Source organism: Sulfitobacter guttiformis (genome assembly GCF_003610455.1).
GTDB classification, from domain to species: domain Bacteria; phylum Pseudomonadota; class Alphaproteobacteria; order Rhodobacterales; family Rhodobacteraceae; genus Sulfitobacter; species Sulfitobacter guttiformis.
The window spans coordinates 316,383-340,753 of record NZ_RAQK01000002.1 but is presented as its reverse complement, the minus strand read 5'-3'; the positions used below and the strand labels follow the sequence as shown (position 1 = coordinate 340,753).

At 53.9% G+C, this 24,371-nt stretch carries 19 protein-coding genes; 15 read left to right on the top strand and 4 right to left on the bottom strand.

What is annotated here, in order from left to right:
- Positions 1-4 precede the first annotated feature (4 nt).
- The 6 genes from C8N30_RS14335 to C8N30_RS14310 all read left to right on the top strand — a co-directional run bounded on the left by C8N30_RS14335 (position 5) and on the right by C8N30_RS14310 (position 8,387).
- Complete coding sequence (locus tag C8N30_RS14335; RefSeq protein ID WP_025062108.1) at positions 5-1,219, top strand: ABC transporter permease; 1,215 nt, start codon at positions 5-7, stop codon at positions 1,217-1,219.
- On the top strand, positions 1,216-2,340 hold the full coding sequence (locus tag C8N30_RS14330) for an ABC transporter permease (protein WP_051567143.1): 1,125 nt from the start codon (positions 1,216-1,218) through the stop codon (positions 2,338-2,340). The genes C8N30_RS14335 and C8N30_RS14330 overlap by 4 nt, the downstream gene beginning before the upstream one ends.
- Positions 2,341-2,651: 311 nt before the next feature.
- The gene (locus C8N30_RS14325) at positions 2,652-3,764 is read left to right on the top strand and encodes a zinc-binding dehydrogenase (protein WP_025062110.1); all 1,113 of its coding nucleotides are present in this window, start codon (positions 2,652-2,654) and stop codon (positions 3,762-3,764) included.
- 1,017 nt (positions 3,765-4,781) lie between these two features.
- Positions 4,782-5,552, top strand: coding sequence for an SDR family oxidoreductase (locus C8N30_RS14320; protein ID WP_025062111.1), 771 nt, complete (start codon positions 4,782-4,784; stop codon positions 5,550-5,552).
- A gap of 469 nt (positions 5,553-6,021) precedes the next feature.
- On the top strand, positions 6,022-7,116 hold the full coding sequence (locus C8N30_RS14315; protein WP_025062112.1) for a carboxynorspermidine decarboxylase: 1,095 nt from the start codon (positions 6,022-6,024) through the stop codon (positions 7,114-7,116).
- 29 nt (positions 7,117-7,145) lie between these two features.
- Positions 7,146-8,387, top strand: a complete 1,242-nt coding sequence (locus C8N30_RS14310; RefSeq protein ID WP_025062113.1) for a saccharopine dehydrogenase family protein — start codon at positions 7,146-7,148, stop codon at positions 8,385-8,387.
- 235 nt (positions 8,388-8,622) lie between these two features.
- On the opposite strand, the gene C8N30_RS14305 is transcribed toward C8N30_RS14310, so the two are convergent.
- Positions 8,623-9,729, bottom strand: coding sequence for an NADH:flavin oxidoreductase (locus tag C8N30_RS14305; protein WP_025062114.1), 1,107 nt, complete (start codon positions 9,727-9,729; stop codon positions 8,623-8,625).
- 103 nt (positions 9,730-9,832) lie between these two features.
- Here C8N30_RS14305 and C8N30_RS14300 point away from each other — a divergent pair, with 103 nt between their 5' ends.
- On the top strand, positions 9,833-10,228 hold the full coding sequence (locus tag C8N30_RS14300) for a winged helix-turn-helix transcriptional regulator (protein WP_025062115.1): 396 nt from the start codon (positions 9,833-9,835) through the stop codon (positions 10,226-10,228).
- 1,063 nt (positions 10,229-11,291) lie between these two features.
- Here the strand turns inward: C8N30_RS14300 and C8N30_RS14290 are convergent.
- A complete protein-coding gene (locus C8N30_RS14290; protein WP_025062116.1) occupies positions 11,292-11,957 on the bottom strand; it encodes a L,D-transpeptidase in 666 nt (221 codons plus the stop codon).
- A gap of 283 nt (positions 11,958-12,240) precedes the next feature.
- Between C8N30_RS14290 and C8N30_RS14285 the strand changes: the two genes are divergently transcribed.
- The 4 genes from C8N30_RS14285 (at position 12,241) to C8N30_RS19405 (ending at position 15,387) form a co-directional block, all read left to right on the top strand.
- Positions 12,241-12,639 (top strand): hypothetical protein, encoded by a 399-nt coding sequence (locus tag C8N30_RS14285; RefSeq protein WP_147419716.1) that lies wholly within the window; start codon positions 12,241-12,243, stop codon positions 12,637-12,639.
- Positions 12,623-12,835 carry a hypothetical protein gene (locus tag C8N30_RS14280; protein ID WP_025062118.1) on the top strand — a complete coding sequence of 71 codons (213 nt, stop codon included), beginning with the start codon at positions 12,623-12,625 and terminating at the stop codon, positions 12,833-12,835. Before C8N30_RS14285 ends, C8N30_RS14280 begins: the two co-directional genes overlap by 17 nt.
- A gap of 211 nt (positions 12,836-13,046) precedes the next feature.
- A complete protein-coding gene (locus tag C8N30_RS14275; RefSeq protein ID WP_084273571.1) occupies positions 13,047-13,472 on the top strand; it encodes a Hint domain-containing protein in 426 nt (141 codons plus the stop codon).
- A gap of 1,762 nt (positions 13,473-15,234) precedes the next feature.
- Positions 15,235-15,387, top strand: a complete 153-nt coding sequence (locus C8N30_RS19405; protein ID WP_156949542.1) for a hypothetical protein — start codon at positions 15,235-15,237, stop codon at positions 15,385-15,387.
- Here the strand turns inward: C8N30_RS19405 and C8N30_RS19980 are convergent, their stop codons facing one another.
- The gene (locus C8N30_RS19980; protein WP_409373601.1) at positions 15,388-15,585 is read right to left on the bottom strand and encodes a transposase; all 198 of its coding nucleotides are present in this window, start codon (positions 15,583-15,585) and stop codon (positions 15,388-15,390) included.
- 488 nt (positions 15,586-16,073) lie between these two features.
- On the opposite strand from C8N30_RS19980, the gene C8N30_RS14260 reads away from it, so the two are divergent.
- On the top strand, positions 16,074-17,234 hold the full coding sequence (locus C8N30_RS14260; protein WP_025062122.1) for an RsmB/NOP family class I SAM-dependent RNA methyltransferase: 1,161 nt from the start codon (positions 16,074-16,076) through the stop codon (positions 17,232-17,234).
- 142 nt (positions 17,235-17,376) lie between these two features.
- The gene (locus C8N30_RS14255) at positions 17,377-19,689 is read left to right on the top strand and encodes an ATP-binding response regulator (RefSeq protein WP_232222806.1); all 2,313 of its coding nucleotides are present in this window, start codon (positions 17,377-17,379) and stop codon (positions 19,687-19,689) included.
- Here C8N30_RS14255 and C8N30_RS14250 read toward each other — a convergent pair.
- A complete protein-coding gene (locus C8N30_RS14250) occupies positions 19,686-20,285 on the bottom strand; it encodes a hypothetical protein (RefSeq protein ID WP_025062124.1) in 600 nt (199 codons plus the stop codon). The genes C8N30_RS14255 and C8N30_RS14250 overlap by 4 nt on opposite strands.
- A gap of 204 nt (positions 20,286-20,489) precedes the next feature.
- Here C8N30_RS14250 and recA point away from each other — a divergent pair, with 204 nt between their 5' ends.
- Positions 20,490-21,560 (top strand): recombinase RecA, encoded by a 1,071-nt coding sequence (gene recA, locus C8N30_RS14245; RefSeq protein ID WP_025062125.1) that lies wholly within the window; start codon positions 20,490-20,492, stop codon positions 21,558-21,560.
- Between the two features lie 152 nt (positions 21,561-21,712).
- Positions 21,713-24,367, top strand: a complete 2,655-nt coding sequence (gene alaS / locus C8N30_RS14240) for an alanine--tRNA ligase (RefSeq protein ID WP_025062126.1) — start codon at positions 21,713-21,715, stop codon at positions 24,365-24,367.
- The last annotated feature ends 4 nt before the right edge of the window (positions 24,368-24,371 follow it).

Sequence of the window (24,371 nt, the reverse complement as noted above, 5' to 3'; positions counted from 1 at the left end):
TCCCGTGACCCCATCGCATCTTCCTCCCGGTTTTAGACGGATCTGGCGCCGTGAGCTGCGCCAGATTGCGGGGCGGCCTGCGCTTGCGTTTATGTTGGTGCCGCTGCCCCTAATCCTGTTTCTTGTGCTGGCAGTGATTTTTGCGCCGGGTTTGCCGCGCAATCTTCCCGTAGCTGTTGTTGATCTTGATGCGTCGACGATGTCCCGCCAGATCGTGCGGATGGCCGACGCATCGGCTGATGTCGAAATCGTCGAGCAACTTTCATCGCTGAGCGAGGCGCGGCAGGCGCTGGTGGCACAACGTGCCTATGCGATCCTGATGATCCCTGCGGGGCTGGAACATGATATTCTACTGGGGCAAAGGCCCGAAGTTGTAGTGTTTTCCAACAGTCAGTTCTTGACGGCGGGTGGCATTGTCGGGCGCAGCCTGAATACGTCTGTTTCGACTTTCTCCGCGGGAGTGTCGTTGCGTCTACTTGAGGCTAAGGGGGTGGGTTCCGATCGCGCACTGGATTTGATCACGCCAATTCCCGTACAGCAAAGCCCGTTGTTCAATCCCTCCCTCGATTACATCCAGTTTCTGCTTTCAGCGATTATGCCAACTGTCTTACAGATTTTCATCTGTGCCGCTGCGGTTCTGTCGTTTTCACGTGAACACCACTCCCCGAACGGGATGCCACGCCTTCAGCGGATTGCGCTAACGCCAATCCGCGCAATATTGGGAAAACTGCTGCCCTATACTCTTGTCGGCACCTTCATCCTGCTGCTTGGGGATGTAATATTGTTCAACGTTTTTGATGCCAGCTTTCGTGGCAATGTTTTTGTATTTTTTCTTAATGGTTTCATGTTCATCTTGACGTGTCAGGCCATGGGCGCGCTGATCGCGCTGATTGCTAAAGACACGACGGGTGCCCTTGGGATGATGGGATTGATCGTGGCGCCATCTTTCGGATTTGCCGGTGTCAGCTTTCCCCGCTTTGGGATGACGCTCTTTTCACAGATCTGGGGTGCGGTCATACCACTGACCCCGTACCTGCAACTGCGGACAGACCAGACCCTGCGGGGCGCGCCACTAGAGTATTCTTTACCTACTATGGCGTGGCTTTTCGCCCAACTTCTGGTTTTCTCGAGCCTGTTATGGGTCATGACGCGCAAGACAATGACTCAGATACCGGCTTCTCAAATCGGCCCTGTCACAAAACAGGTGAATAAGTCATGAGAAAGCTGCGCCATTTCCTTGCCGAGGTTTTCGGGGTCATAGGAACGCTGCTGGCTGACAGCAGTGCCAAGTCTACGATGATTGTTGGCATTCTGATTTACAGCGTTCTTTATCCGCAGCCCTATGTGGGTGAAGTTTTGCGCGATGTTCCCGTGGTCGTCATTGATCAGGATAACTCGACCGCCAGCCGCACTGTTGTACGTGAAATTAACGTAACAGATTTGGTCGATGTGACCATGTCCGCGCCGGATATGGAAACCGCGCGGGATGCCTTTTTCCGGCGCGAAGTTTACGGGATTCTCATTATTCCGGCGGGCTTCGAGGCAAACATTCTTGCCGGCCGTCCTGCACCAGTGGCCGCGTATAGTGACGGTAGCTATCTGTTGATCTATTCAAACGTAATGAGGGCCATTGCCACGGTTGCAGCTACAATGGGCGCGCAGGTCAATTACGCGCGTCTCACCGCTTTGGGCGTCGATGATGGCGTGGCCCGCACGATGCTCTCGCCTGTCGCTATAGCCAACGTGGCCGTTTTCAATCCACAGGGCGGCTATGCCAGCTATGTGATTCCGGCGGCTTTTGTCCTGATCTTGCAGCAGACATTATTGATGGGGATTGGCCTGCTGCATGCAGGGCGCAGGGCACCAACGGGCGTGCGTTTATGGGCCACGATCACTGCCTACTTCGCCCTGTATATGGTTTGGGTTGCATTCACGCAGATGTTGATTCCGTATCTCTACAGTATCCCGCGCACTGGTGATTTTGTGACGCTGATGTTGATCTCCGTGCCATTCATCTGTGCTTGTATTGCAATGGGCTTTGCCATTGCGATGGCCATTCCTTGGCGCGAAGGGGTGGTGTTTTTACTCGTGGTGATCGGGATGCCCCTGTTTTTTCTTTCGGGCATCTCTTGGCCAGTCGAGATGATACCGGACCAACTGCGCATGCTATCGTTGCTGGTTCCATCATCGACGGCCATTTCCGCTTTTGTCGCGGTAGATCAGATGGGTGCCTCTGCGCGGGATGTGGCTGGAGCGATACAAACGCAGATGGTGCTGGTGGTCGTCTATTCGACATTGGCATTGGCGCTTTCGCGACTGCCCCGCAATAGGGGAAAGTAACGGATTTCAAGATGAAAGAAAATCTGCGCGGAATGGTTCAGCCGCGCTTGCGGAAGATAGAAAATCAGGAGGAAGAGGGGGAGCTTATTCATTTTAGCGCCCGAAACATCAGGTAGTGAAACCACCGCCCGATACCGCATCTTAGTGGTTGCACCGGCGTTAAGAGGTGTGTTCAGTGTGGCCAATAGTCGCTTCGAGGCATTTCGCAAACGACACTGAGCCACGATTTTTAAGGCCCTTTTAATCAGTAAGCCCGGGTCCCTGACCTGACCTTACATTCAATACCGAACATAAAATTAGGAGATATCGACATGAGCACCACCGGCAAGCAATTGTTCACGACTTTAGAAAGCAACGGGACACTCACGGTCGCAATCGAAGACGTGACCTTTCCCGAACCTACAGGCAATCAAGTGCTTGTGAAAATGGAGGCGGCGCCGATAAACCCGTCAGACCTTGCCATTCTTACTGGTGCTGCCGATCTCGAAAACGCCGAATATTCGGCTGGAAAATTCGTGGCCACCATGCCCGAACCATTTAATGCGGGATCAAAAGCGCGCCACGGATTGAAACTTCCTGCCGGGAATGAAGGCGCGGGAACTGTCGTCGCAGTGGGTGAGGGCGACAAGGCCAAAGCGCTGATGGGACAGCGCGTCGCTTGTGTGCCGGGCAATGCCTACAGCCAGTATTGTATTGCCGACGCTGGCATGTGCCTGCCGCTAGGTGATTATTCGGCAGAGGACGGCGCGAGCGGTTTCGTCAACCCGATGACAGCGCTGGGGTTCGCGGAAAATGCGAAAATGGACGGGCAAAATTCGATCCTGCACACGGTCGGGGCGTCCAATCTGGGCCAGATGCTGACCCGTATCTGCCAAGAAGACGGCCTCGGTCTGGTCAATATCGTGCGCAAAGAAGATCAGGTCGAATTGTTGCAAAAGCTTGGTTCCAGCCATGTCGTGAACTCGTCAGCTGATGATTTCATGCACCAGCTCCGGACTGCAATCGACGACACCGATGCCTTCTATGGATTTGATCCGATCGGCGGAGGAAAATCGGTCGACAATGTTTTCAAGGCGATGGAGCAGGTCGCGGTCACCAAGATGACCGAGTATTCACGCTATGGCTCCAACCAGCAAAAGCGAATGTTCATTTATGGCCGCCTAGACGTCGGCCAGACGCTCCTGTCGCCGAGCTACGGCTTTGGCTGGACCCTGTCAGGCTGGCTCCTGTTTCCGTTTCTTCAATCGGTCGGTGCGGAAACCGTGGGGAAAATGCGCAAGCGTGTGCTCGAAAACCTGACGACGACCTTTGCAAGTCACTATAAGAAACGGGTCACTCTTGAGGAAATGCTTACCAAGGAAGCGGTCACTGATTACCGCACGATGAAGACTGGTGAGAAATATCTCGTCACGCCTTGGAAATAAGGCATGTTGAGCCCGCTCAGGTAAAAAGCATCACCTGCTTTTTCCAAGTCCAACGGCAGTTTTACAACTGCCGTTGGTGTAAAAAGTAAGGCGAACTGCCCGCAAGAACATCTAGAGCGATACGCCACGTGCTAAACCTATGAGCACAAGCCACAGGTCTCCGGCGACACAATGCAAATCGCACCCGTCGTGATCGCGCTCCCGCACTTATCGTAAACCATTGAGCACTCGGAGGAGAACGCCCGACAGTGCGAACTAGTTTTTGGAACGGGGCAGATTCGAACATCATGAATTGTTAAAGCCGGCGTCTTACAAGAAGCGTGATACGATCTGCTCCGGCAGTGTGCCCAGCTGCGTGGTCATCCAAGCCAGTATGGTACCAGAGGCGAGCGCGTCGGCGAAGGGCCGCTTTTGACCTGAATCAAAGCTGTCCTCCAGCTCTGTTCGCGGTGTTTGGTGTTAAATCGTTGGCGTTACGCCGCCGTCTTCTTGCTTGTCTTTCCCTGTAAGGATTTTACCACAGTTAGGCTGTGCAATGCTGTATTTTATCTGCGCGGGTTGCAATTTTCCGTTATTTTTCATGCGTTCCGAAGGCATTGCACAATGCGCCTTCTTTTTCCCAGAGCTCGAACCGCTCTCGATAAGCGTACGCCAGACATCGCATAGTTTGAAGACGCGGAGACACGAAAAGCGGCATGAACATGCACCAGATGCATATAAAGCCAGCAGCAAACCTACCCTCAAAAGCAGGGCCAGTTCAGGTTAGCGACTCCGGTCGAACCTGAAACTTAAGTGCAAAGGCATGGACTTTCGCCATGTGAAAGATTTTCAGCTAGGTCGCTGGCAGGCACGATGTACCCCTTTTATTAAATCGCAAAACTTGTGTACCGTTCAGCGACTTTTCGAGCATGGCACAGCCGCAATCACCGCATGCGTGAGCGGGAGCGCTTTGATGGACAATATCAAAGTTCTATGAGCTTACTGCCTTCAGTGTAATAGGCATCTTGGGAGGATGACATGGGATCGTTGAGCGGAAAAATTGCTTGGGTTACCGGCGCTGGTGGTGGCATCGGGGAAGCCTCAGCCAAAGCCCTCGCGGCGGGCGGAGCGCATGTTGTACTCTCGGGTCGTCGACTGGAAGAGTTGGAGCGTGTCGTAGCCGAAGTTGTGGCTGCCGGCGGCAATGCCGAAGCTGCACAGCTCGATGTGGTCGATTCAACGGCCACGCAGGCGGTTGCCGACGACCTCATTGCGCGCCTTGGCGGCATCGATGTATTCTTCGCGAATGCGGGGATCAACGTTCCAAATCGTTCTGTGGCACAAATTACACCTGTGGACTTTGCCAAGGTCGTAAATATCAACCTGAATGGCGTCATGAACGGTATTCTGGCCGTCCTGCCGCAGATGCGTGCAAAGGGTGAGGGTACGCTGATTTTGACTTCGTCGTGGGCAGGGCGCCATCCCTCGCGCCTGACCGGTCCGGCATATAGCGCCTCAAAACATGCGGTTGTGGCGCTTAGCCATTCGATCAATCAAGATGAGGGCGTGAACGGCATCCGATGCACAGCTTTGATGCCAGGAGAAGTTGCCACACCAATAATGCAATCGCGCCCAAAGCCGCCTTCGCCGGAAGACCTTGCAAAGATGCTGCAAGCTGAAGATTTGGGAGCAATGGTGCGCTACATTGCCGAGGCCCCGCCGCATGTATGCATCAACGAGGTATTAATTAGCCCAACCTGGAACCGGAGCTTTGTTGGCGTAGCCGAGTTAGGCGGGATGAAACTTTGACCTACTGAGAAAGAGGGTCGCTGTCTCATGACAGCCCCTCGTCGACTACCGCAAAGTCCCCACCGCCACCTTGCCGATAAAAGCCGAATGCTCCATTGCGAGACCTGAAATTTCTCGAACAATCGTTTTTCTAGATCTTGAATATGCGCAGTTATTTATTCCGGTCAATGCATCCGATCTACGTCGCGCATATCAAAGTAAGCTGGCCACCTCGGGCCATTAGCGGACCGTTTTTCACTCAAAAAAAACGGTAATGAATCCCGAGCATCAGATCTGGTTCTTACGACGAAGGTCAGTTTGTGATGCTTTTCGCATAAACCATTGCGCCGATTGAGTGAAATGTGCGAAAGGCCCAATCGAATACTTTTGAGCCCGATATCCGCAGTATAAGCATAGCTGAGTGCAATCGCGATATCTCTCACCGTCCTTGGCACCAGCAACTGGTGTGCTCTCGCAGAAAGTTATTGCCGTGCAAACACCTTACTATCTCATCGACAAATCACATCTGCTTCCCAATCTCGAAAAGATCGCATGGCTACGTGAGGCGTCGGGCGTTAAATGTCTGCTGGCCCTCAAGTGCTTTGCTACTTGGTCGGTTTTTGACTTTATGGCCGAATTCATGGACGGCTCCACCTCGTCATCGTTGTTCGAGGTCCGCTTGGGGCATGAGAAATTTGCCGGCGAAACTCATGCTTACTCGGTGGCCTATGCGGATCATGAAATTGATCAGGTTCTGGAGTGCTCGGATAAGATTATCTTCAACTCGATCGGGCAGTTGACCAAGTTTGCGAGTGTATCCCACGACCATATCCGAGGACTTCGGGTCAATCCGGGCGTTTCCACGTCGGAGTTTGACCTTGCCGATCCGGCCCGCGCGTTCAGCCGATTGGGCGAACACGACCCTGCGGCCATTGATGCGGTTGCGGATCAGATCAGTGGCTTGATGTTCCACAACAACTGCGAGAATGACAGTTTTGAACGCTTCGACGAGATGCTGACCTTGATCGAAGACCGTTTTGGCGCGGTTATCCATAAAATGGACTGGATCAGTTTGGGCGGTGGCATTCACTTCACAGGCAAAGACTATCCGTTGGAACGTCTGGCCGCGCGGCTCAAGGTTTTCGCGAAGCGCTTCAGCGTCCAAGTCTACCTTGAACCCGGCGAGGCGGCGATCACGGGGGCTGCCACGCTGGAAGTTACGGTGCTGGATACGATGCATAATGGCAAAAACCTTGCGATCGTCGACAGTTCGATTGAGGCACATATGCTGGATTTGCTGATCTATCGCGAGCCTGCAAAGATCTCCCCGAATACCGGTAGCGAGGAATGGATGATCTGCGGCAAATCCTGCCTTGCTGGTGATATCTTCGGCGAATTCCGCTTTGACGCAGCCCTGAAGGCGGGTGACCGACTTTCGTTTCAGGATGCCGCAGGCTACACAATGGTCAAGAAAAACTGGTTCAATGGGGTCAAAATGCCAAGCATCGCGATCCGCGAACTCGATGGCAGCATACGTATGGTGCGTGATTTCAACTATGACGACTTTGCTGCGGCACTGTCATAACCCACAAGAATAAGAGGTCTCTTGGATACATGAAACGTAATGTCCTGATCATTGGTGCCGGTGGCGTCGCACAAGTTGTTGCGCATAAGTGCGCGCAAAATAACGACGTTTTGGGCGATCTGCACATCGCGAGCCGAACGGTCGCCAAGTGCGAGGCGATCATTGAAAGCGTGCACGCCAAGAATGCGATGAAACAGGACGGTTTATTCAAGGCCCATGCGGTTGACGGGATGGACAGTGACGCAGTAGCGGATTTGATTACCACGACTGGAGCGCAGATCGTGATTAATGTGGGCTCGCCTTTCGTGAACATGACGGTGCTCGAGGCCTGCATCCAAACCGGCGCCGCCTATATCGATACTGCGATCCATGAAGACCCGACCAAAATTTGTGAAACACCACCTTGGTACGGTAATTACGAATGGAAACGCCGTAACGATTGCGCAGCCGCGGGTGTGACAGCAATTTTGGGCGCTGGGTTTGATCCCGGCATGGTAAACGCGTTCGCGCGCTTCGCGGTGGACGAGTTTATGGACGAGGTCATCTCGATTGATATCGTTGACATCAACGCGGGTAGCCACGGCAAATATTTTTCGACCAATTTCGACCCCGAAATCAATTTTCGCGAATTCACCGGCACTGTCTACAGCTGGCAGCAGGGCGCTTGGCAGGAAAATAAGATGTTCGAGGTGGGCCGCGAATGGGATTTGCCGGTCGTCGGCAAGCAAAAAGCCTATATGTCGGGTCATGACGAGGTTCACTCACTCGCGGCGAATTATCCGCAAGCAGATATCCGGTTCTGGATGGGCTTTGGCGATCATTACATCAATGTCTTTACTGTGCTGCAAAACCTTGGGTTATTATCAGAACAGCCAGTGACAACCGCTGAGGGCCTGGAAGTTGTCCCACTTAAGCTTGTAAAGGCGGTTTTGCCTGATCCTTCCAGCCTCGCGCCCAATTACACAGGAAAGACCTGCATTGGCGATCTGGTGAAAGGCATCAAGAACGGCGAAGAGGTCGAGGTATTTGTATATAACGTGGCCGACCACAAGGACGCCTATAACGAGGTTGGCAGCCAAGGTATTTCATATACTGCGGGTGTACCACCAGTGGCCATGGCGATGCTGATCGCGGATGGCACGTATGACAAGGGCGTCATGTTGAATGTGGAGGAGTTAGATCCCAAACCACTGTTTACACTTCTCGACACGATTGGCCTGCCGACGCGGGTAAAAGACGCTCATGGCGACCGTGAATGGAACCGTAAATAGCGCAGCTATTAACAGCCCGGCCTGCATTATCTGGAAATGCGACAATGCTTGTTCAAAAAGGTTCTCGGTTGAAGCCGGACATTTGTGTGGATGCGCCGGCAGCTTTTATTTTTGCGTATTTAGAAGCGGGGTAGGCGGCCAGCAGCTCAAGCTTATATGGAATGCCGAGCACAGTGCGCAGCATTCCATGTTCAAATTAAAACGACGTGACAACCGTGCTGTCACGTCGGAGCGGTTATGCGAGCGTCTGCAGATCTTCAGCTTTAAAGCCCTGTAGTTCGTCCATGTGACCGCTACGAACTTTCTGCACCCACTGCGCATCTGAAAGAAGGGCGCGACCGACGGCGATCAGGTCGAACTCATCACGCTCCATTCTGGTGACGAGCTGGTCAAGGGGTGTGGTCTGCGATCCTTCGCCTGCGAAGGCACCGCCAAAGTCCGAGTTGAGACCCACCGATCCTACGCTGATCGTCGCAGCACCGGTCAGCTTTTTCGCCCAGCCCGCAAAGTTCAAACCATCCACGCCATCGAGTTCGGGGAACTCAGGCTCCCAAAACCGCCGCTGAGAGCAGTGCAGCATATCAACTCCAGCCTCTACCAGCGGCAAAAGCCAGTCTGTCATCTCGTCTGGGTTCATAGCCAGCCGCGCGGTATAGTCCTGTTGCTTCCATTGGCTTACGCGCAGGATCAGCGGAAAATCCGGACCAACGGCGCTGCGGATAGCCTTGATAATTTCTGCGGCAAAGCGTGAGCGATCCTTGATCGTGGGGCCGTTCCAGTTATCGTCACGAAGGTTTGTGCCGGACCAGAAAAACTGGTCGATTAGGTAGCCATGTGCGCCGTGTACTTCGACCGCGTCAAACCCAGCGTCGCGGGCCAGCTTTGCCGAGGATGCGAAGGCCGCAATTGTGTCTTCAATGTCTGCCTCGGACATTGCACGGCCACGGGGACTGTCCGGCCCTACAAGGCCGGACGGGCTTTCAACTTCGGCCTCAGGTTCCCACTTGCCGCCGCGGGTAGATCCGGTGTGCCAGATTTGCGGCGCAATCTTGCCGTCTGCGGCATGCACGGCAGCGGCGACATCGGTCCAGCCGGCCATCGCCTTTTCGCCGTGAAAAAACGGAATACCTGGCGTGTTGCGCGACGCTGGACGGTCGATCACGGTGCCTTCGGTCAGGATCAGGCCTACTTCGCCAGCCGCACGGCGCTTATAATACTCTACCTGCGGCTGTCCGGGGATACCCTCGGGGGCCATGCTGCGGGTCATAGGGGCCATGACGATGCGGTTGCGCAGTTCCATCCCCTTAAAGGAGAAAGGGCGGAAGAGTGTGTCGGTATTCATATTGTATCCTAATTCGCTTTTTTCGTGACGAAGGCTTAAGTATACTTCTGAAACCAAGTGTCCAGAACGCACTTGAAATGCACTAAGTAACCCGGAGGAAACCATGCCGTATGATACCCCCTGCGATGGATCGCGTTTTTCGGTCGATTGCCCGTCGCGCCTGTTGTTTGATCAGGTCGCTGACAAGTGGTCGATGATGATCATGACGGTCCTGAATGGCGGCGGGACCCGTTTCAACGATTTGAAACGGCGGTTGGAAGGGGTATCGCAAAAGTCGCTGTCGATGACCCTCAAGCGGTTAGAGCGGAACGGGATTATTGCCCGCACGGTCGTCGCGACCACGCCGCCCGGTGTGCTTTACGAGATGACGCCTTTGGGCCTGACTTTGTTGCCACCGTTTCAGGCGATTTATCTTTGGGCGAATGACAATATGAATGCGGTCGAAGAGGCACGTCGTGAATATGACGACAAACACAGCAAATCTGACGATTTCCGTTAAAGCTCCACCTTTCTCGCGTCAGAGAACGCTTAATTCAGGGGGATGGCAAAGGGTTGTTCACCGCGGTTGAAAAGATTCTGCACCACGAATGACGGCAAGTATTTCGATAAAAAAATTGTTTAAGCAAGGCTGAGGACCGTTGGAATATAGCCTAGCCCAGGACAACGTATGACGTTGGGATGTGGCACTGCTGTTGTGCTTTTAGCTGAGTGTGTGCGGAAGAAGCATTCATTGGCATATCTTAACAATTAAAGCTTAGATGCACACTAATTACCTTTAATGTGATCCCCTCCAGCGCCTATCAGGAAGATAGCCCTTAAAATTCACGATTATAAATGTACCGGAAAAGCGCAAAAGCGCCCAATCCAGAAGTTTACCTCAGTCCGGTTATCGAAGTAGTCCGAAGTTGAAAATTTTGGGCTCAAAATATCCTTCGCCGCAAGTAATGCATCGGCCCGCTTAGCGCATGAAACATATTCGGCCCAATCATATTGGCCGAGTTTCCTCAACAGAGCGAGCAGTGCGAGACATTAATGTTCTTTAAGCGCGAGCGCTGGGTTGCTTATTTGCTATGCTTACACGGTGTGCCGCATGCTGTCTGAAACCCAAATGATGATTGAAAAAATCTCTGAACGCTGAAATTTTCAAATTCATATGTAAGGGACATATCAGTCGATTTTACTTTGGTACAGAAACACCTTAATCGGGTCGTAGAAACTTTTGGGATATTTACAGATGAACACTCGTGTATGGCTTGTAGGATGTGCAGCGTTGCTGGTTTCAGCTTGCGGAGATATGCAAAGTATAAGCCAAAGTCCGTCAGATGATTTCTTTACAGAGTTGCCTGAAGGCGTTCTAGCTATCGCCGCAAAGAACCAAGATCTGACCAGCGTTCGGATAGACCCTGCTGACGGCTGCTATGTCTATCGCTACGTAGGTCCCGTCGAGACAACTTTTCTTCCGCTACGTGCGGACAACGGACGGCCTATCTGTAGCCGCCCCGCCGTTACATAATAAAAAGGTAAAGCGATCAATGCTTTACCTTTTTATCAATTTCAGAGAGTTAGCTGTTCGCAGTAGCCAGCTCTTCTGGCGCATAAAGGATCGCTTTAGAGCCGGTATTAACCTGCTCATAGAGATCATTTATATGAGGCATAATCATCCGCACACAGCCGGAGCTGGCTCTGCCACCAATCGAACGTGGGCTGGGTGATCCGTGAATGCGCAGATAGGTATCCCGGTTTCCAACAAAGAGATACAAAGCCCGCGATCCAAGCGGGTTTGACGGCCCCGCATCCATGCCATCAGCATGTTGCTCATACAAAGCCGGATCGCGCTTGATCATCGCTGGAGTTGGCGTCCAGGTTGGCCACTTGGCTTTGCGCCTGATTGAGTAGGTTCCCGGCTCATAAAGGTCGCCCCGCGCGATGGCCACGCCATATCTCATTGCGGTACCGTTATCGCGGATGTGATACAGGTAGCGTGCAACAGCATCGACATGAATATCACCCGCTGTCAGGTTCGCGTTTGCTTCAACCAAACGAGGTAGGAACCGCGATGCGACACCCCATGGATTGGTTGTACTTGGTTCGTAACCTGCAGGCGTGACTTGCGCGTCCCAAGCATCCCACTTTGACCGATCCGTTGTCGCGGCAGCGGCAGATGAAACGGAAAGCGGTGCCGAAAACAATGCCGCAGTCGAAATAATAAAATGGCGTTTGGTTAACATTATTATACTCCTAATTACTCTCACCCTATCAAGGTTTCATCGGGATGTAATTACCTGCTCGTCCGACTAGGGGTAAAATGCCCGTGTACTTCACTCACAACAAAATACGTAGTTTCGCTGTGGGACAGAAGCGGACGTGTGCAAGGACCAAAGCTGCGATTCTAACCAGTCTGGGATGGATGATCGGTGCTGCGCTACGGACGTAGCGGATCTAGGCGGCGCTACAATTCCTAGTGGATCCATCCATGCGGCTTGTGCGTTCGTTATTGAGGGGCCAGCTGCGGTGCCCCTGTCTTTCTATTCACTGTATATCGGCATTGCCTTGATAGGATCTGCTGCTGGCGGCCCGATTCAGCCCGGCGCAAAACACCTCGTCGTTGACTCCTATAATCCCACAGGTGCGCTTGCTCCGTCCTACAGCAGCTTCGATCCGCAGACCTGCGAGCAGACGCCCGACAATCCGGTGAGTGGGACCAAAAGGCAAGACAGCTTTGAGGAAGGCGGCGGTAACGACACGATTGCTAATGAACGTGGAAATTACACGCTGCGCGGCGGTGCGGATAACGACAGCCTTGCCGGCGGCGCGGGCGCTGATGTTCTCGAGGGCGGGTCGTGCGATGACTACATGGATGGTGGTGATGATCAGGTCATATTCGGCCCACGCGATGGCTATTGGCAGTAATACGATCATCGGCGGCGAGGGTGGTGAAGATTCTGATACAATTGATCTGACCGCGCTGACCGTCCTAATCAAGGGAGCCTATACCAGCAGCGAACCTGAAACGGTCAGCGATGGCATAAATAGGGCGGTGGCTATCTCTTCCACGACGGCGCTGATACAATCACCGACTTCAACACCGGCTACAGCGGCACTCTGAATGACGGTGACAGCACGGATAAAGACTTCATCGACCTTTCAGCCTTTTACGACGATATCTGGGAACTGCACGCCGACCAGGCGGACGACGGGATCCTCAACCCGTCCAACGCAGGCCTGGACGGGGCCGACTATTCGGATAACGACAGTTTTGGCGGCGGGGGTATCAACTTTACCGGGGAAAGCGCACACAATACTTACGACCGTATGACATGGATATCCTCTCCAGACCGACCTCGGAAGGTAGAGACGCTGCATCTCGACGATCTGGTCAACACACTGGATCACGGTCCCAGCCGATCCGCTGGCTGCGCAGCAGCGACCATCCGCTGGAAGGGTTCGAAGCTGAGGACAAACCTGTGCTCATCAGCGTTGGTGCGCTTGGCCACGGTCATCCAGCGCAAGATCTGATCGTATCGCCCCAACACCGCATATTTGTGGGCGGCGGTGGGCAGTTGCTGGGCCATCTCAAGACCGGGGCCTTTGTCACAGCGAAAACCCTGACATCGCTGCACGGCATCCGCCATATGAAAGGTTCGCCAAAATTACATGGGTACACTTCGTATGTGACCGTCATGAGCTGGTCAAAGCCAATGCTTGCCTCTCAGAACCGCTCTTTCTTGGTCCGATGGTATTGAGTGCGTTGATCGCAAAGGAACACCGGGCCCTCATAAACATCTTCGGGCCTGCTTCGTCCCCCAAATGGCCCTGAACGGCCCGCGTGCGGCTCAAGGTCGGGGAGGTCCTCCGACTTCCCACAGAGTGAGCAAAGGGTAGGAGGCACGACAATGGAAAGGCAAGCCGCAAATGGGACCGCTATCTCGCCGCAGAAGAATACAATGCGGTGCGCTTACGTGATGTAATGCCACCGGTCCGACCGCGCGTTGTCCTCCAGAGCCGGATAGCTAAAAGCTAACATCGATGCACGAGCAGCGAATGAATAGTTTGGTGACTGACTGACGCCTCGCCAACAAATATTACGAGCATTAAAGAGTGGTCGCATCGGTACAGCCGAACCGCAGGCTGGCCATAAGAGCCCAAAGTCGGCTTTAGACCAGTTGAGATTTTTTCGATTTGGTGGACGCCGGTACGGCATATTTCTTAAATAGGACACGAGCGACCATAAAAACAGTATTCATCCCGGACTTTAAGCGTGAGGCTGCGCAGGTTGTTGTGGTGCGCGACGAGAGCGAACACAGGTATTTAGGGATTTGAATGTGCATGCGAATTTGCGCCGCTGAAGGGGCCGGGAGTTTGGATCAAGTGGTATAGGTGCGTTTCCCAGCAAAGATAAATAAGCATGGCGATGAAGATCTGCGAAGCCTGAGACGTAAAGTAACGAAATTAAGAGCCGGGCGCGGTATCTTGCAGAAGGTCGCGGCGAACTACTGGCAGCACATGCTTGCATGTCTGAGAGGGGGCATCGCCAGCGACCAACTGTGATGTTCGGGATTGTGGCGAAGCACCGAGAGGGTTGGCCACCTGTTGTTCAGACATGGCTTTGCCAAATCGCCAGCTGGGCAATCGTTAGCAGGATGTGTGACTGACACGGTGTGCCATGGGGCGGGTACAGTGTAAGGCTGATGCGTCCACAGAGTGTGCGGGTTCGTAAAGAGGGGAAGTCCGGGGGCAGTGTTTCGTTCAAGCTGGGTTTGATCTGATTGGACCTTTTTGCACAGCTCACATCCATTGGCCTACAGCGAATAGCGCAGCCGAGATGGCGGCGAGTTCCACAGGATGGGGGGAAACGCTCTGTCATCGCAGCTGATAGGCTTGACCGAGAGTTCGAAGCTCTCTCTATCCTGCATGAAACATGCACTGCGGCGCATTGCTTGGCCCCAACTAGAAAGAAGTCTCCCAGTTCGCCTGCATCAGGACAGCCGAATGTTGGCTATGTGTCACGGTCGTCATCGGATTATTCACAAGGCGCATCGTCAGCAGGTCATGAAGGGTGCAGTGGCAAGCCAAATTGTGAAGGATACACATATCATCGCGATCTGGCGGCCAGTGGGTGATCCCGTCGTGCAATGTCTGAGACAGCGCTACGGCAGCAAGCCTCCTATAAAAGCTCAAAATCATGCGGTTAAAGTGCAAAGTCTACCGGGCGCTTGATCAAGCCCCTGCTGTTGCTTCGCCTACATTGAGCGTTGCTACCATCCGAGCGGTCGTGACTCGACCATGGAATATCAAGGTCCGATGCAGTTTGAACACAGAGTGATGAAAGTTCAGTTACAGTCCGCGGTACCGGCAGCAGTGAACGAGGCATAATGTGCAATCGTGCGGTCCGCGAGTTGGCAGATCGGTCCGGACGGCATCTGACGATGATCTGTCAATGCCAGCGGACCCTGTTTGAACGGGCGTCCGTGGTATCCGAGCGTGGCGGGCGGGAAGGAACCAGATGTGGATGACAAGCAGGTCAAGGATCTGCATGTTCCATTGCACAGCAGCACATGCATGCAGGTGTTGGTCTCCGTATTGGTCAAGCTGGGTTTGGGTTCGATTGTCCCCTATCCCGAAGTAATGCGGTGGCTCGGACTATCAGATGTCGTATGATTACCGCTGGGCTTTTGCCCTCATTCTCTGAGCGATGGGGGTTGCAACAAGAGCTGGCAAATAAACCGCACGCCTGATGCTGGCGCGACCCGTCTGAATGCGATCTTTGCCTTGCCACTTTTCCGTTTGCCTCAATATAGGCCAAAGACCCGCCAGCTTCGCTTCATGTTTTCTGATCAGATCGCCAAGCTTGGGCATGTCAGCACAAATATCTTTCATTTGTATTTTGCTAACTTTGCATTGCCATGCTGGCTCAAGGCCCAAGTATCCACCTCTCGGCATCATGCAGTGCATAACCCTGCCGATTAGCGGTTCCGATGGTAAGAAAAGACGTAAGCGACCGTACTCTCACACAGTCTGCTTTGACCGATAGGTGACCGGTACGATCTGCGCCGTTATCCGGCGCAAGCTATTCGACGCTGAGCGTCCTACAACCAATCTATATAAGTACACGAAATTGGGTCCGACCCCCGAAGAAACAGATGTTTTGGAGCGCTAATGGTGGCCTTCTAATCAGGCGCTTACATGTGTAAAACTTGGGTTAGACGTGGTTTAACTGGTGCGCAGTGAGATATGACTATGAAAATATTGAGGCTACAATCAAGTGTGACACAGGTGGTAGACATCCATTTTACGCGCGAATCCCCTAACGATAGAAATGGCTGCCCCATGACAGAGTTCCTTAAGTGACCCCCGCTGCACGGGTGGCTGCCGCCATCGAGATCCTAGACATGATCGGTGACGGCACACCAGCCGAGCAAGTTCTCACGCGCTGGGGAAGGGGGAACCGTTTCGCAGGGTCCAAAGACCGCGCAGCCATTCGCGACTATGTGTTTGATGTGCAGCGCATCCGGCGCTCTGCCGCATGGCTGGGCCGGGCAGCCACCGGTCGTGGCCTGATGATCGGTTTGTTGCGCCGTAACGGGGTCGATCCTGCGACGCTTTTTACTGGAGAAGGGCACGGACCCGCGCCTTTGATGGATTATGAAGAGGCGCTTCCCGAGGGGGAGATGCCGCATGAAGATGCATGGAACCTGCCCGACTGGCTGGTGGAGCGGTTTGAGGCAGGGCTTGGCGCGCAAGCGGCGGAAACGGCACTGGCGCTCCAGGGGCGTGCGCCTGTGACATTGCGTGTTAATACATCAAAATCAGACACTTCTGGCGCTATACGCATGTTGAGCGAAGCCGAGGTCGAAGTGGTGGGCAACCCGCTCAGCCCGACTGCACTTACTGTTGTGTCGGGCAGCAGGCGTATCCGAAATTCGGCCGCATACCTTGACGGTTTTGTCGAGTTACAAGACGCCAGCAGCCAAGCGGTGGTTGACGCGCTGCCACCTGCGGCGCGTGTGCTGGATTATTGCGCGGGCGGCGGAGGCAAGGCGCTGGCGGTGGTCGCACGCGGCGCGCAGGCGGTGTTTGCCCATGATATAGACCCTTCGCGCATGCGCGATCTGCCCTTGCGTGCCGCCCGTGCAGAGGCGGAGATCACCCAACTGGAAGGTAGTGATTTGCCAACATTCGGGCCATACGATCTGGTTCTGGTCGATGCACCATGCTCCGGCAGCGGATCATGGCGTCGTGCACCAGAGGCGAAATGGCGCCTTACCCCCGCGCAGCTGGAAAACACCATGGCAGTTCAGGACAGCATTCTTGATGATGCGGCAAAGCTGGTGGAGCAGGGCGGCACACTCGCTTATGCGACGTGCTCAATTTTGCCTGAGGAGAACCGCGCGCGGGTCGATGCCTTCATTGCGCGTACTCCGGGCTGGCAATGTGTGTACGATCAAACATTTGCCGTGAGCGCACTTGGAGACGGCTTTTACACGGCACATCTCAAACAGACTTGACGTTGTTAAAATAATCGCAACACTTCAACCGGACCGGGTGTGCGATCGGTTTTCCTAATGCGTTAATCGGCAATTAACCCTTCGGACCAACAGTACAGCAGGGATTCGGTTTCCGAATTCAGTGATGCCTGGAAGGGAAGATATGCAGTCGAGCACTCGGATGACATTCGCGGATCGGGTGGTTATGATTGCGCCTCAGCGCCTGATCGTGCTGCTGGGGTTGTCAATTATATTGTGTCTCGCTGCTTTGATCGTGCTCGACGGATCGCCCCGCCGCGCGGCAACGGCTGCTGGCATGAGCTTGGGATGCATTGCTGCGGTGCTTATCGTGTTGCGGATAGGGCACAGGATCGCGCGGGGACAAAGCCGCAAATCGCTGTCGCTTTTTATTACAAATGACAGCGCGCCCAGCTTTATCACAGGTGCAGATGGTCAGATTGCGTCATCAAATGCTGCCGCCACACGAACCTTTGGCGAAAGAAAAGACGCCACGCTAGCATCGGTTCTGGCGGAGCGGATAAGTAATCCCGGTCCCGTTCTGTTTCGCTTGCAGTCACGTGCAGCATCAGGCGGCGCGGCGCGCGAGGAGATTATAACCAACAGTGGGCAGATCCTGCTTTCGGTCCATGCGATCGGACCGGACGGATTTGCATGGCGGGTGGAGCCGCAGAATGTTCAGGCGGCGGGCAGTTTACCCAGCGATAGCCGGATTTTACCAATGTTGATGGTAGGCCGGAGTGGCGCGATTTTATCGATGAATCATGCTGCCCGCCAGTTTATCGGCTCGCGGGTCAAATCGCTCGACGCGGTTTTTTCAGCCCAAGTTGTTACTCCGGGCACTGTGATGCAGATTTCTACAACCTCGGGCAATCAGCCGGCACTGGTGGCACAAACGGATGCAGGGGCAGGGCGCCGTGCCTTGTATCTCTTGCCACCACCTGTTGTCGGTGAGCAGGTGCAAAATCACGATTGGCAGGTTTTTCAGGATATGCCGATCCCGATGATCAAAATCGCACCTGATGGTACCGTACAATCCTATAACAAACGTGCATCGAAACTGATCGGTGTGATGCTGGATGAGGGCGCACACCTTTCGGCGTTGATGGAAGGGTTGGGACGTTCGATAAACGACTGGCTTGACGATACCCTTGCAGGGCGACTGGTTCAAAAGTCGGAATTCTTGCGGCTGACGCGTGGTGACTGCGAGGCATTTGTCCAAGTGACGCTCAACCGGATCGAAGAAGACGGGACGCCGGCGTTGATTGCAGTTTTGCATGACGCAACAGAACTCAAATCACTTGAGGCGCAGTTTGTACAAAGTCAGAAGATGCAGGCGATCGGCCAACTGGCGGGCGGGGTCGCGCATGATTTTAATAATCTTCTAACTGCGATTTCCGGCCATTGCGACCTGCTGCTTTTACGGCATGACCAAGGGGACAGAGATTATAGCGATCTGATACAAATCAACCAAAACGCCAATCGTGCGGCGGCTTTGGTCGGGCAGTTGCTTGCTTTCTCGCGAAAGCAGACATTGCGCCCAGAGACACTTGATATGCGTGATACGCTTGCTGATCTGACCCATTTGCTAAACCGGCTCGTGGGCGAGAAAATCACTCTTACGCTCAGCCATGATCCGGTTCTTCATCCCATTCGCGCAGACAAACGCCAGCTTGAGCAGGTTTTAATGAACCTTGTCGTGAATGCCCGCGACGCAATGCCGTCTGGCGGAGAAATCCGAATTATCACGGAATGTAGTAAACTTGAGACACCTTTACAACGTGATCAGGTCACTGTTCCGGTGGGTCAATATGTGACGATAAAAGTCAGTGATGATGGCTCAGGTATAGCACAGGATAAACTCCAAAAAGTCTTCGAGCCATTCTTCACAACCAAACGCACGGGCGAGGGGACAGGCCTCGGACTTTCAACTGCTTACGGAATTATCAAGCAATCGGGCGGTTATATTTTCGTAGACAGCACAGAGGGGGTTGGTACTTGTTTCACATTATATTTCCCTGTTTTGGCCCAAAACGCACATGTATCTGTGACAAAAGCAGTCGAAAAGCCCGCCGCTGTCGGTAATGCGCCAAAGGGCGGCGTTATTTTGTTGGTTGAGGATGAGGCGCCGGTACGAGCGTTTGCGAGCCGTGCGCTACGACTGCGCGGATATACGGTGCTTGAGGCAGAAAATGCCGAGGCAGCTCTCGCAACACTTGAGGATGTAGATCTTAAAATCGATGTCTTCGTGACCGATGTCGTAATGCCTGGCATGGATGGGCCCAGTTGGGTCCGTCAGGCATTGATCGCGCGCCCCGATGTGCGTGTGGTTTTTGTGTCTGGCTATGCTGAAGACAGCTTGGGGGAGGCCCAAAAGAAGATACCGAATTCAGTTTTCTTGCCCAAACCCTTCTCGCTGAGTGATCTCACCGAAACCGTAAACAATCAGCTTCACTAGTTCTTTGAAATGCTTTCATACAATGTGAAATCATCAGCAAATTTGCGGCGAAAGCGCTCCTCGATGTCCGGTGACAAGGCCACCTCGAAGGCGGGAGAGACATTTTCACGCTTGATACTCAATTTCACCTCTAACCGCTCTTCAAGGAAAGATTGAAGGCGGGGCTGGTCCTCGTAAGCAAACAGATGGGTAATGCCTGTACCGTTCGGCTGACGCTCCAGAAACTTGAGCTGATTGCCGACTTCGGCAAAACCGGGCCGCTGCCCCCTCATGTAGGCGAGAATAAAGTCGTCGAAGGTGATTTCATGGGTGTTATTCGGCTTGTCCTTCATGAAAGGTCGCTGCCGGTAGCGGTACCAGCTGCTAAGCCAACTGATTGGCTCGCGCATAACGGCCATTAACTCCATCTCTGCATCACACACATTCAAAAACATCGGGCGGATGAATCGGTTATAGCGGTAGACCGGTGCATGTTTGAGAAGGGGCGGCTCGTTTATTACTATATCCGCCCGAGATGCCAGTGCGCTTTGATAGGCAGTTGATCCCGTCTTTGGCATGGACAGAAACGCAAGGCGTTCCTTAAAGAAAACAAGCATATAGACCCTCCAGATGCCGATAACATAACTGTAGCTTTGCTCATAAACAACTTTTTAACCAGTACGGCCCCATGATTGGAGAAGAAATAATTTAATTGAAATGTTCTTTCTTTGTACCCATAAGAACATTAGAGGAACATAAAACTCCGGTGCCGGTGGCGATTGCCGTCACCTTCACCCTGTGACAGTAAGGGACGAACCCAAATGGCAACGGCAGATCTTTTGAACATGGACAAGAAAACGGCAGACAAGCAAAAGGCGCTCGACAGCGCGCTGGCGCAGATCGAACGGCAGTTCGGCAAAGGCTCGATTATGAAGCTGGGCGCGGAGGGTGCGGTTCAGGATATTACCGCCTCGTCGACCGGCTCGCTCGGACTTGATATTGCTTTGGGCATTGGCGGATTGCCCATGGGACGGATCATCGAGATCTACGGCCCGGAATCATCGGGTAAAACCACACTTACGCTGCATTGTGTGGCCGAACAGCAGAAGGCAGGCGGTGTTTGTGCCTTTGTCGATGCCGAGCATGCGCTTGATCCACAATATGCCAAAAAGCTGGGCGTTGATATCGATGAGCTGCTGATTTCCCAGCCCGATACCGGCGAACAGGCACTCGAGATTGTTGATACACTGGTGCGTTCCGGCGCTGTGAACATGGTCATCGTGGATTCGGTCGCGGCATTAACGCCCAAATCCGAACTCGAGGGCGAGATGGGCGACAGCTCGGTTGGTGTTCAGGCGCGCCTGATGAGCAAGGCAATGCGCAAGCTCACCAGCTCGATCTCGAAATCGAACTGCATGGTGATTTTCATCAACCAGATCCGTATGAAGATCGGCGTTATGTTTGGCTCGCCCGAGACGACGACAGGCGGGAATGCGCTAAAGTTTTATTCCTCTGTGCGCCTCGATATCCGCCGCATCGGTTCAATCAAGGATCGTGACGAAGTGGTCGGCAACCAGACGAAGGTCAAGGTCGTCAAAAACAAGGTGGCTCCTCCATTCAAGCAGGTCGAATTCGAGATCATGTACGGCGAAGGTATCTCGAAAATGGGTGAGCTTCTTGATATGGGGGTGCAGGCTGGGATCGTCGATAAATCTGGCAGCTGGTACTCCTACGGGGATGAGCGGATCGGTCAGGGCCGGATTAACGCAAAGACCTATCTGCGTGAAAATCCTGCAATGGCGAACGACATCGAAGATAAAATCCGCGCCTCCCATGGTCTGGATTTCAACGGCTCAGATAGTGACGATGAGCCCAACATTCTAGATGACTAAGCAAGTCATCTAGGTATTCTTGGCAAGATCTATCGGGAAAAGGGTGCACACCACAGGGCGTGCTCCCTTTTTTTCATTCCCTGCCTGTGGACAGCCCACGATGCCCCCGCTATCTCACAGGGATAATTCCGCGTGCCCAAAGGACGGACATCATGCAAACGCTTAACGAAATTCGCTCAAATTTTCTGACCTATTTCGGCGATAAGGGTCACACGGTTGTTCCGTCCAGCCCGCTGGTGCCGCGCAATGACCCAACGCTGATGTTCACTGCTGCGGGCATGGTGCAGTTCAAAAACCTTTTCACCGGCGTCGAGACGCGCGATTACACACGCGCAACGACTGCGCAAAAATGTGTGCGGGCGGGGGGCAAGCATAACGATCTGGACAATGTGGGCTATACTGCACGTCACCACACTTTCTTCGAAATGCTGGGCAATTTCAGTTTCGGTGATTATTTCAAAGAAGATGCAATTCCGATGGCGTGGGACCTGCTGACAAAAGTATTCGGTATCGATGCCTCGCGCCTCATCGTAACTGTCTATCATACGGATGACGAAGCGGTGGCGATCTGGAAAAAGCACGCAGGCCTCAGCGATGACCGGATCATCCGCATTGCGACAGATGACAACTTCTGGTCCGCTGGTCCGACGGGTCCATGCGGGCCTTGTACCGAAATCTTCTATGACCACGGCGATCACATCTGGGGTGGACCTCCAGGTTCACCTGAAGAGGATGGCGACCGCTTTGTAGAGATCTGGAACCTCGTATTCATGCAATACGAGCAGTTCGAGGATGGCACCCGCCGCGACCTACCGAATAAGTCTATCGACACCGGTATGGGGATCGAGCGTGTTGCAGCCCTTTTGCAGGGAACGAATGACAACTACTCGACTGATCTGATGCGTAGCCTGATCGAGGCTTCTGCAAACGCAACAAGCAGCGACCCGGACGGGCCGGGCAAGACCCATCACCGCGTGATTGCCGATCATCTTCGCTCTACATCGTTTTTGATGGCCGATGGCGTCATGCCAAGTAATGACGGGCGTGGCTATGTGCTTCGCCGGATCATGCGCCGCGCTATGCGCCATGCCCATTTGCTGGGCGCGAAGGATCCATTGATGCACCGGCTGGTGCCCGCATTGGTGGCGCAGATGGGACAAGCCTACCCTGAACTGGGGCAGGCGCAGAGCATGATCCAGCAGACATTGCTGCAGGAGGAGACACGCTTTCGGCAGACCCTCGACCGCGGTCTAAAGCTGCTTGATGAAGAGTTGGTCATGTTGCCCGAGGGCGGCGAGTTGGCAGGTGCTACGGCATTCAAACTCTATGATACATTTGGATTTCCCCTTGATTTGACGCAGGATGCTCTGCGTGAAAAGGGCCGCACTGTCGACACCGACGGATTTACCTCTGCCATGGCGGAGCAAAAAGCCAAAGCGCGTGCGGCATGGTCGGGCTCCGGCGAAGCCGCGGACGCAACTATCTGGTTCGATGTAGCAGATAAGGCCGGCGTGACAGAATTTCTCGGCTACGATACCGAGACGGCAGAGGGCAAAATTGCCGCTCTGGTCCAGGACGGTAGCGGCGTAGTTAACGTGAGCGAAGGCGGCGAGGTACAAATCGCCCTGAACCAGACGCCATTCTATGCTGAAAGCGGTGGGCAGTTGGGTGATACCGGAATTATCCGTACAGATACCGGCACCGCACGCATCACTGACACGCGTAAGGCCGCTGGTGTTTTCATCCATTTCGCAAAGGTCGAAAAAGGAAGCATTTCAAACGGACAGTCTGCTGTTCTTGAGGTGGATCACGGCCGCCGTACCGCTATCCGCGCCAATCATTCTGCCACGCATTTGCTCCACGAAGCCTTGCGCCACGCGTTGGGTGATCATGTAGCGCAACGCGGGTCTTTGAACGCGGACGACCGTCTGCGCTTTGATTTCAGCCATAGTGAAACGATCAGTGCAGAGGATATTCTGACTATTGAGGCAGAGGTGAATACATATATACGCCAGAATACTGCTGTCGAAACACGGATCATGACACCCGATGATGCACGGGCCTTGGGCGCTCAGGCGCTCTTTGGCGAAAAATACGGTGACGAAGTACGCGTTGTGTCAATGGGGCGTCAGGACGCCTCCGGTAAGGGTGCTGATCGCAATACATACTCTCTTGAACTATGCGGAGGCACGCACGTAGCGCGCACGGGCGATATCGGAGCCTTTGTATTGCTTGGTGACAGCGCCAGCAGTGCAGGTGTACGGCGGATCGAGGCCTTGACCGGCGAGGCAGCGATTGCGCATCTTCGCGCGCAGGACAGTCTGCTAGCGCAGGCAGCGCTGGAGCTCAAAAGTCCGGCATCTGCGGTCCCGGCCCGCGTCCGTGCACTGATGGACGAACGCCGCGCATTAGCAAACGAGGTTGCCCAGCTTCGCCGCGAACTTGCGATGTCAGGTGGCACAAGTGCTCCGGTTGCGCGCGAGGTGAATGGCATAAGCTTCCATGCACAGACCTTAAGCGGGGTAACGGGCAAGGACCTTCCTGCGTTGATGGACGAGCATAAGGCGCGTCTAGGATCGGGTGTGGTCTTGCTTATTGCGGATACCGGCGACAAAGCTGCGGTTGCGGCAGGTGTTACAAAAGATTTGACGGACAGGATTTCTGCTGTCGATATTTTGCGGGCGGCGGTCTCGGAGCTTGGTGGCAAAGGCGGTGGCGGTCGTCCTGATATGGCTCAGGGTGGCGGTGCGTCGGCCCAGAACGCTGAGGCGGCGATTGCGGCCGCTGAAAATATCTTGAAAGGATAAATGG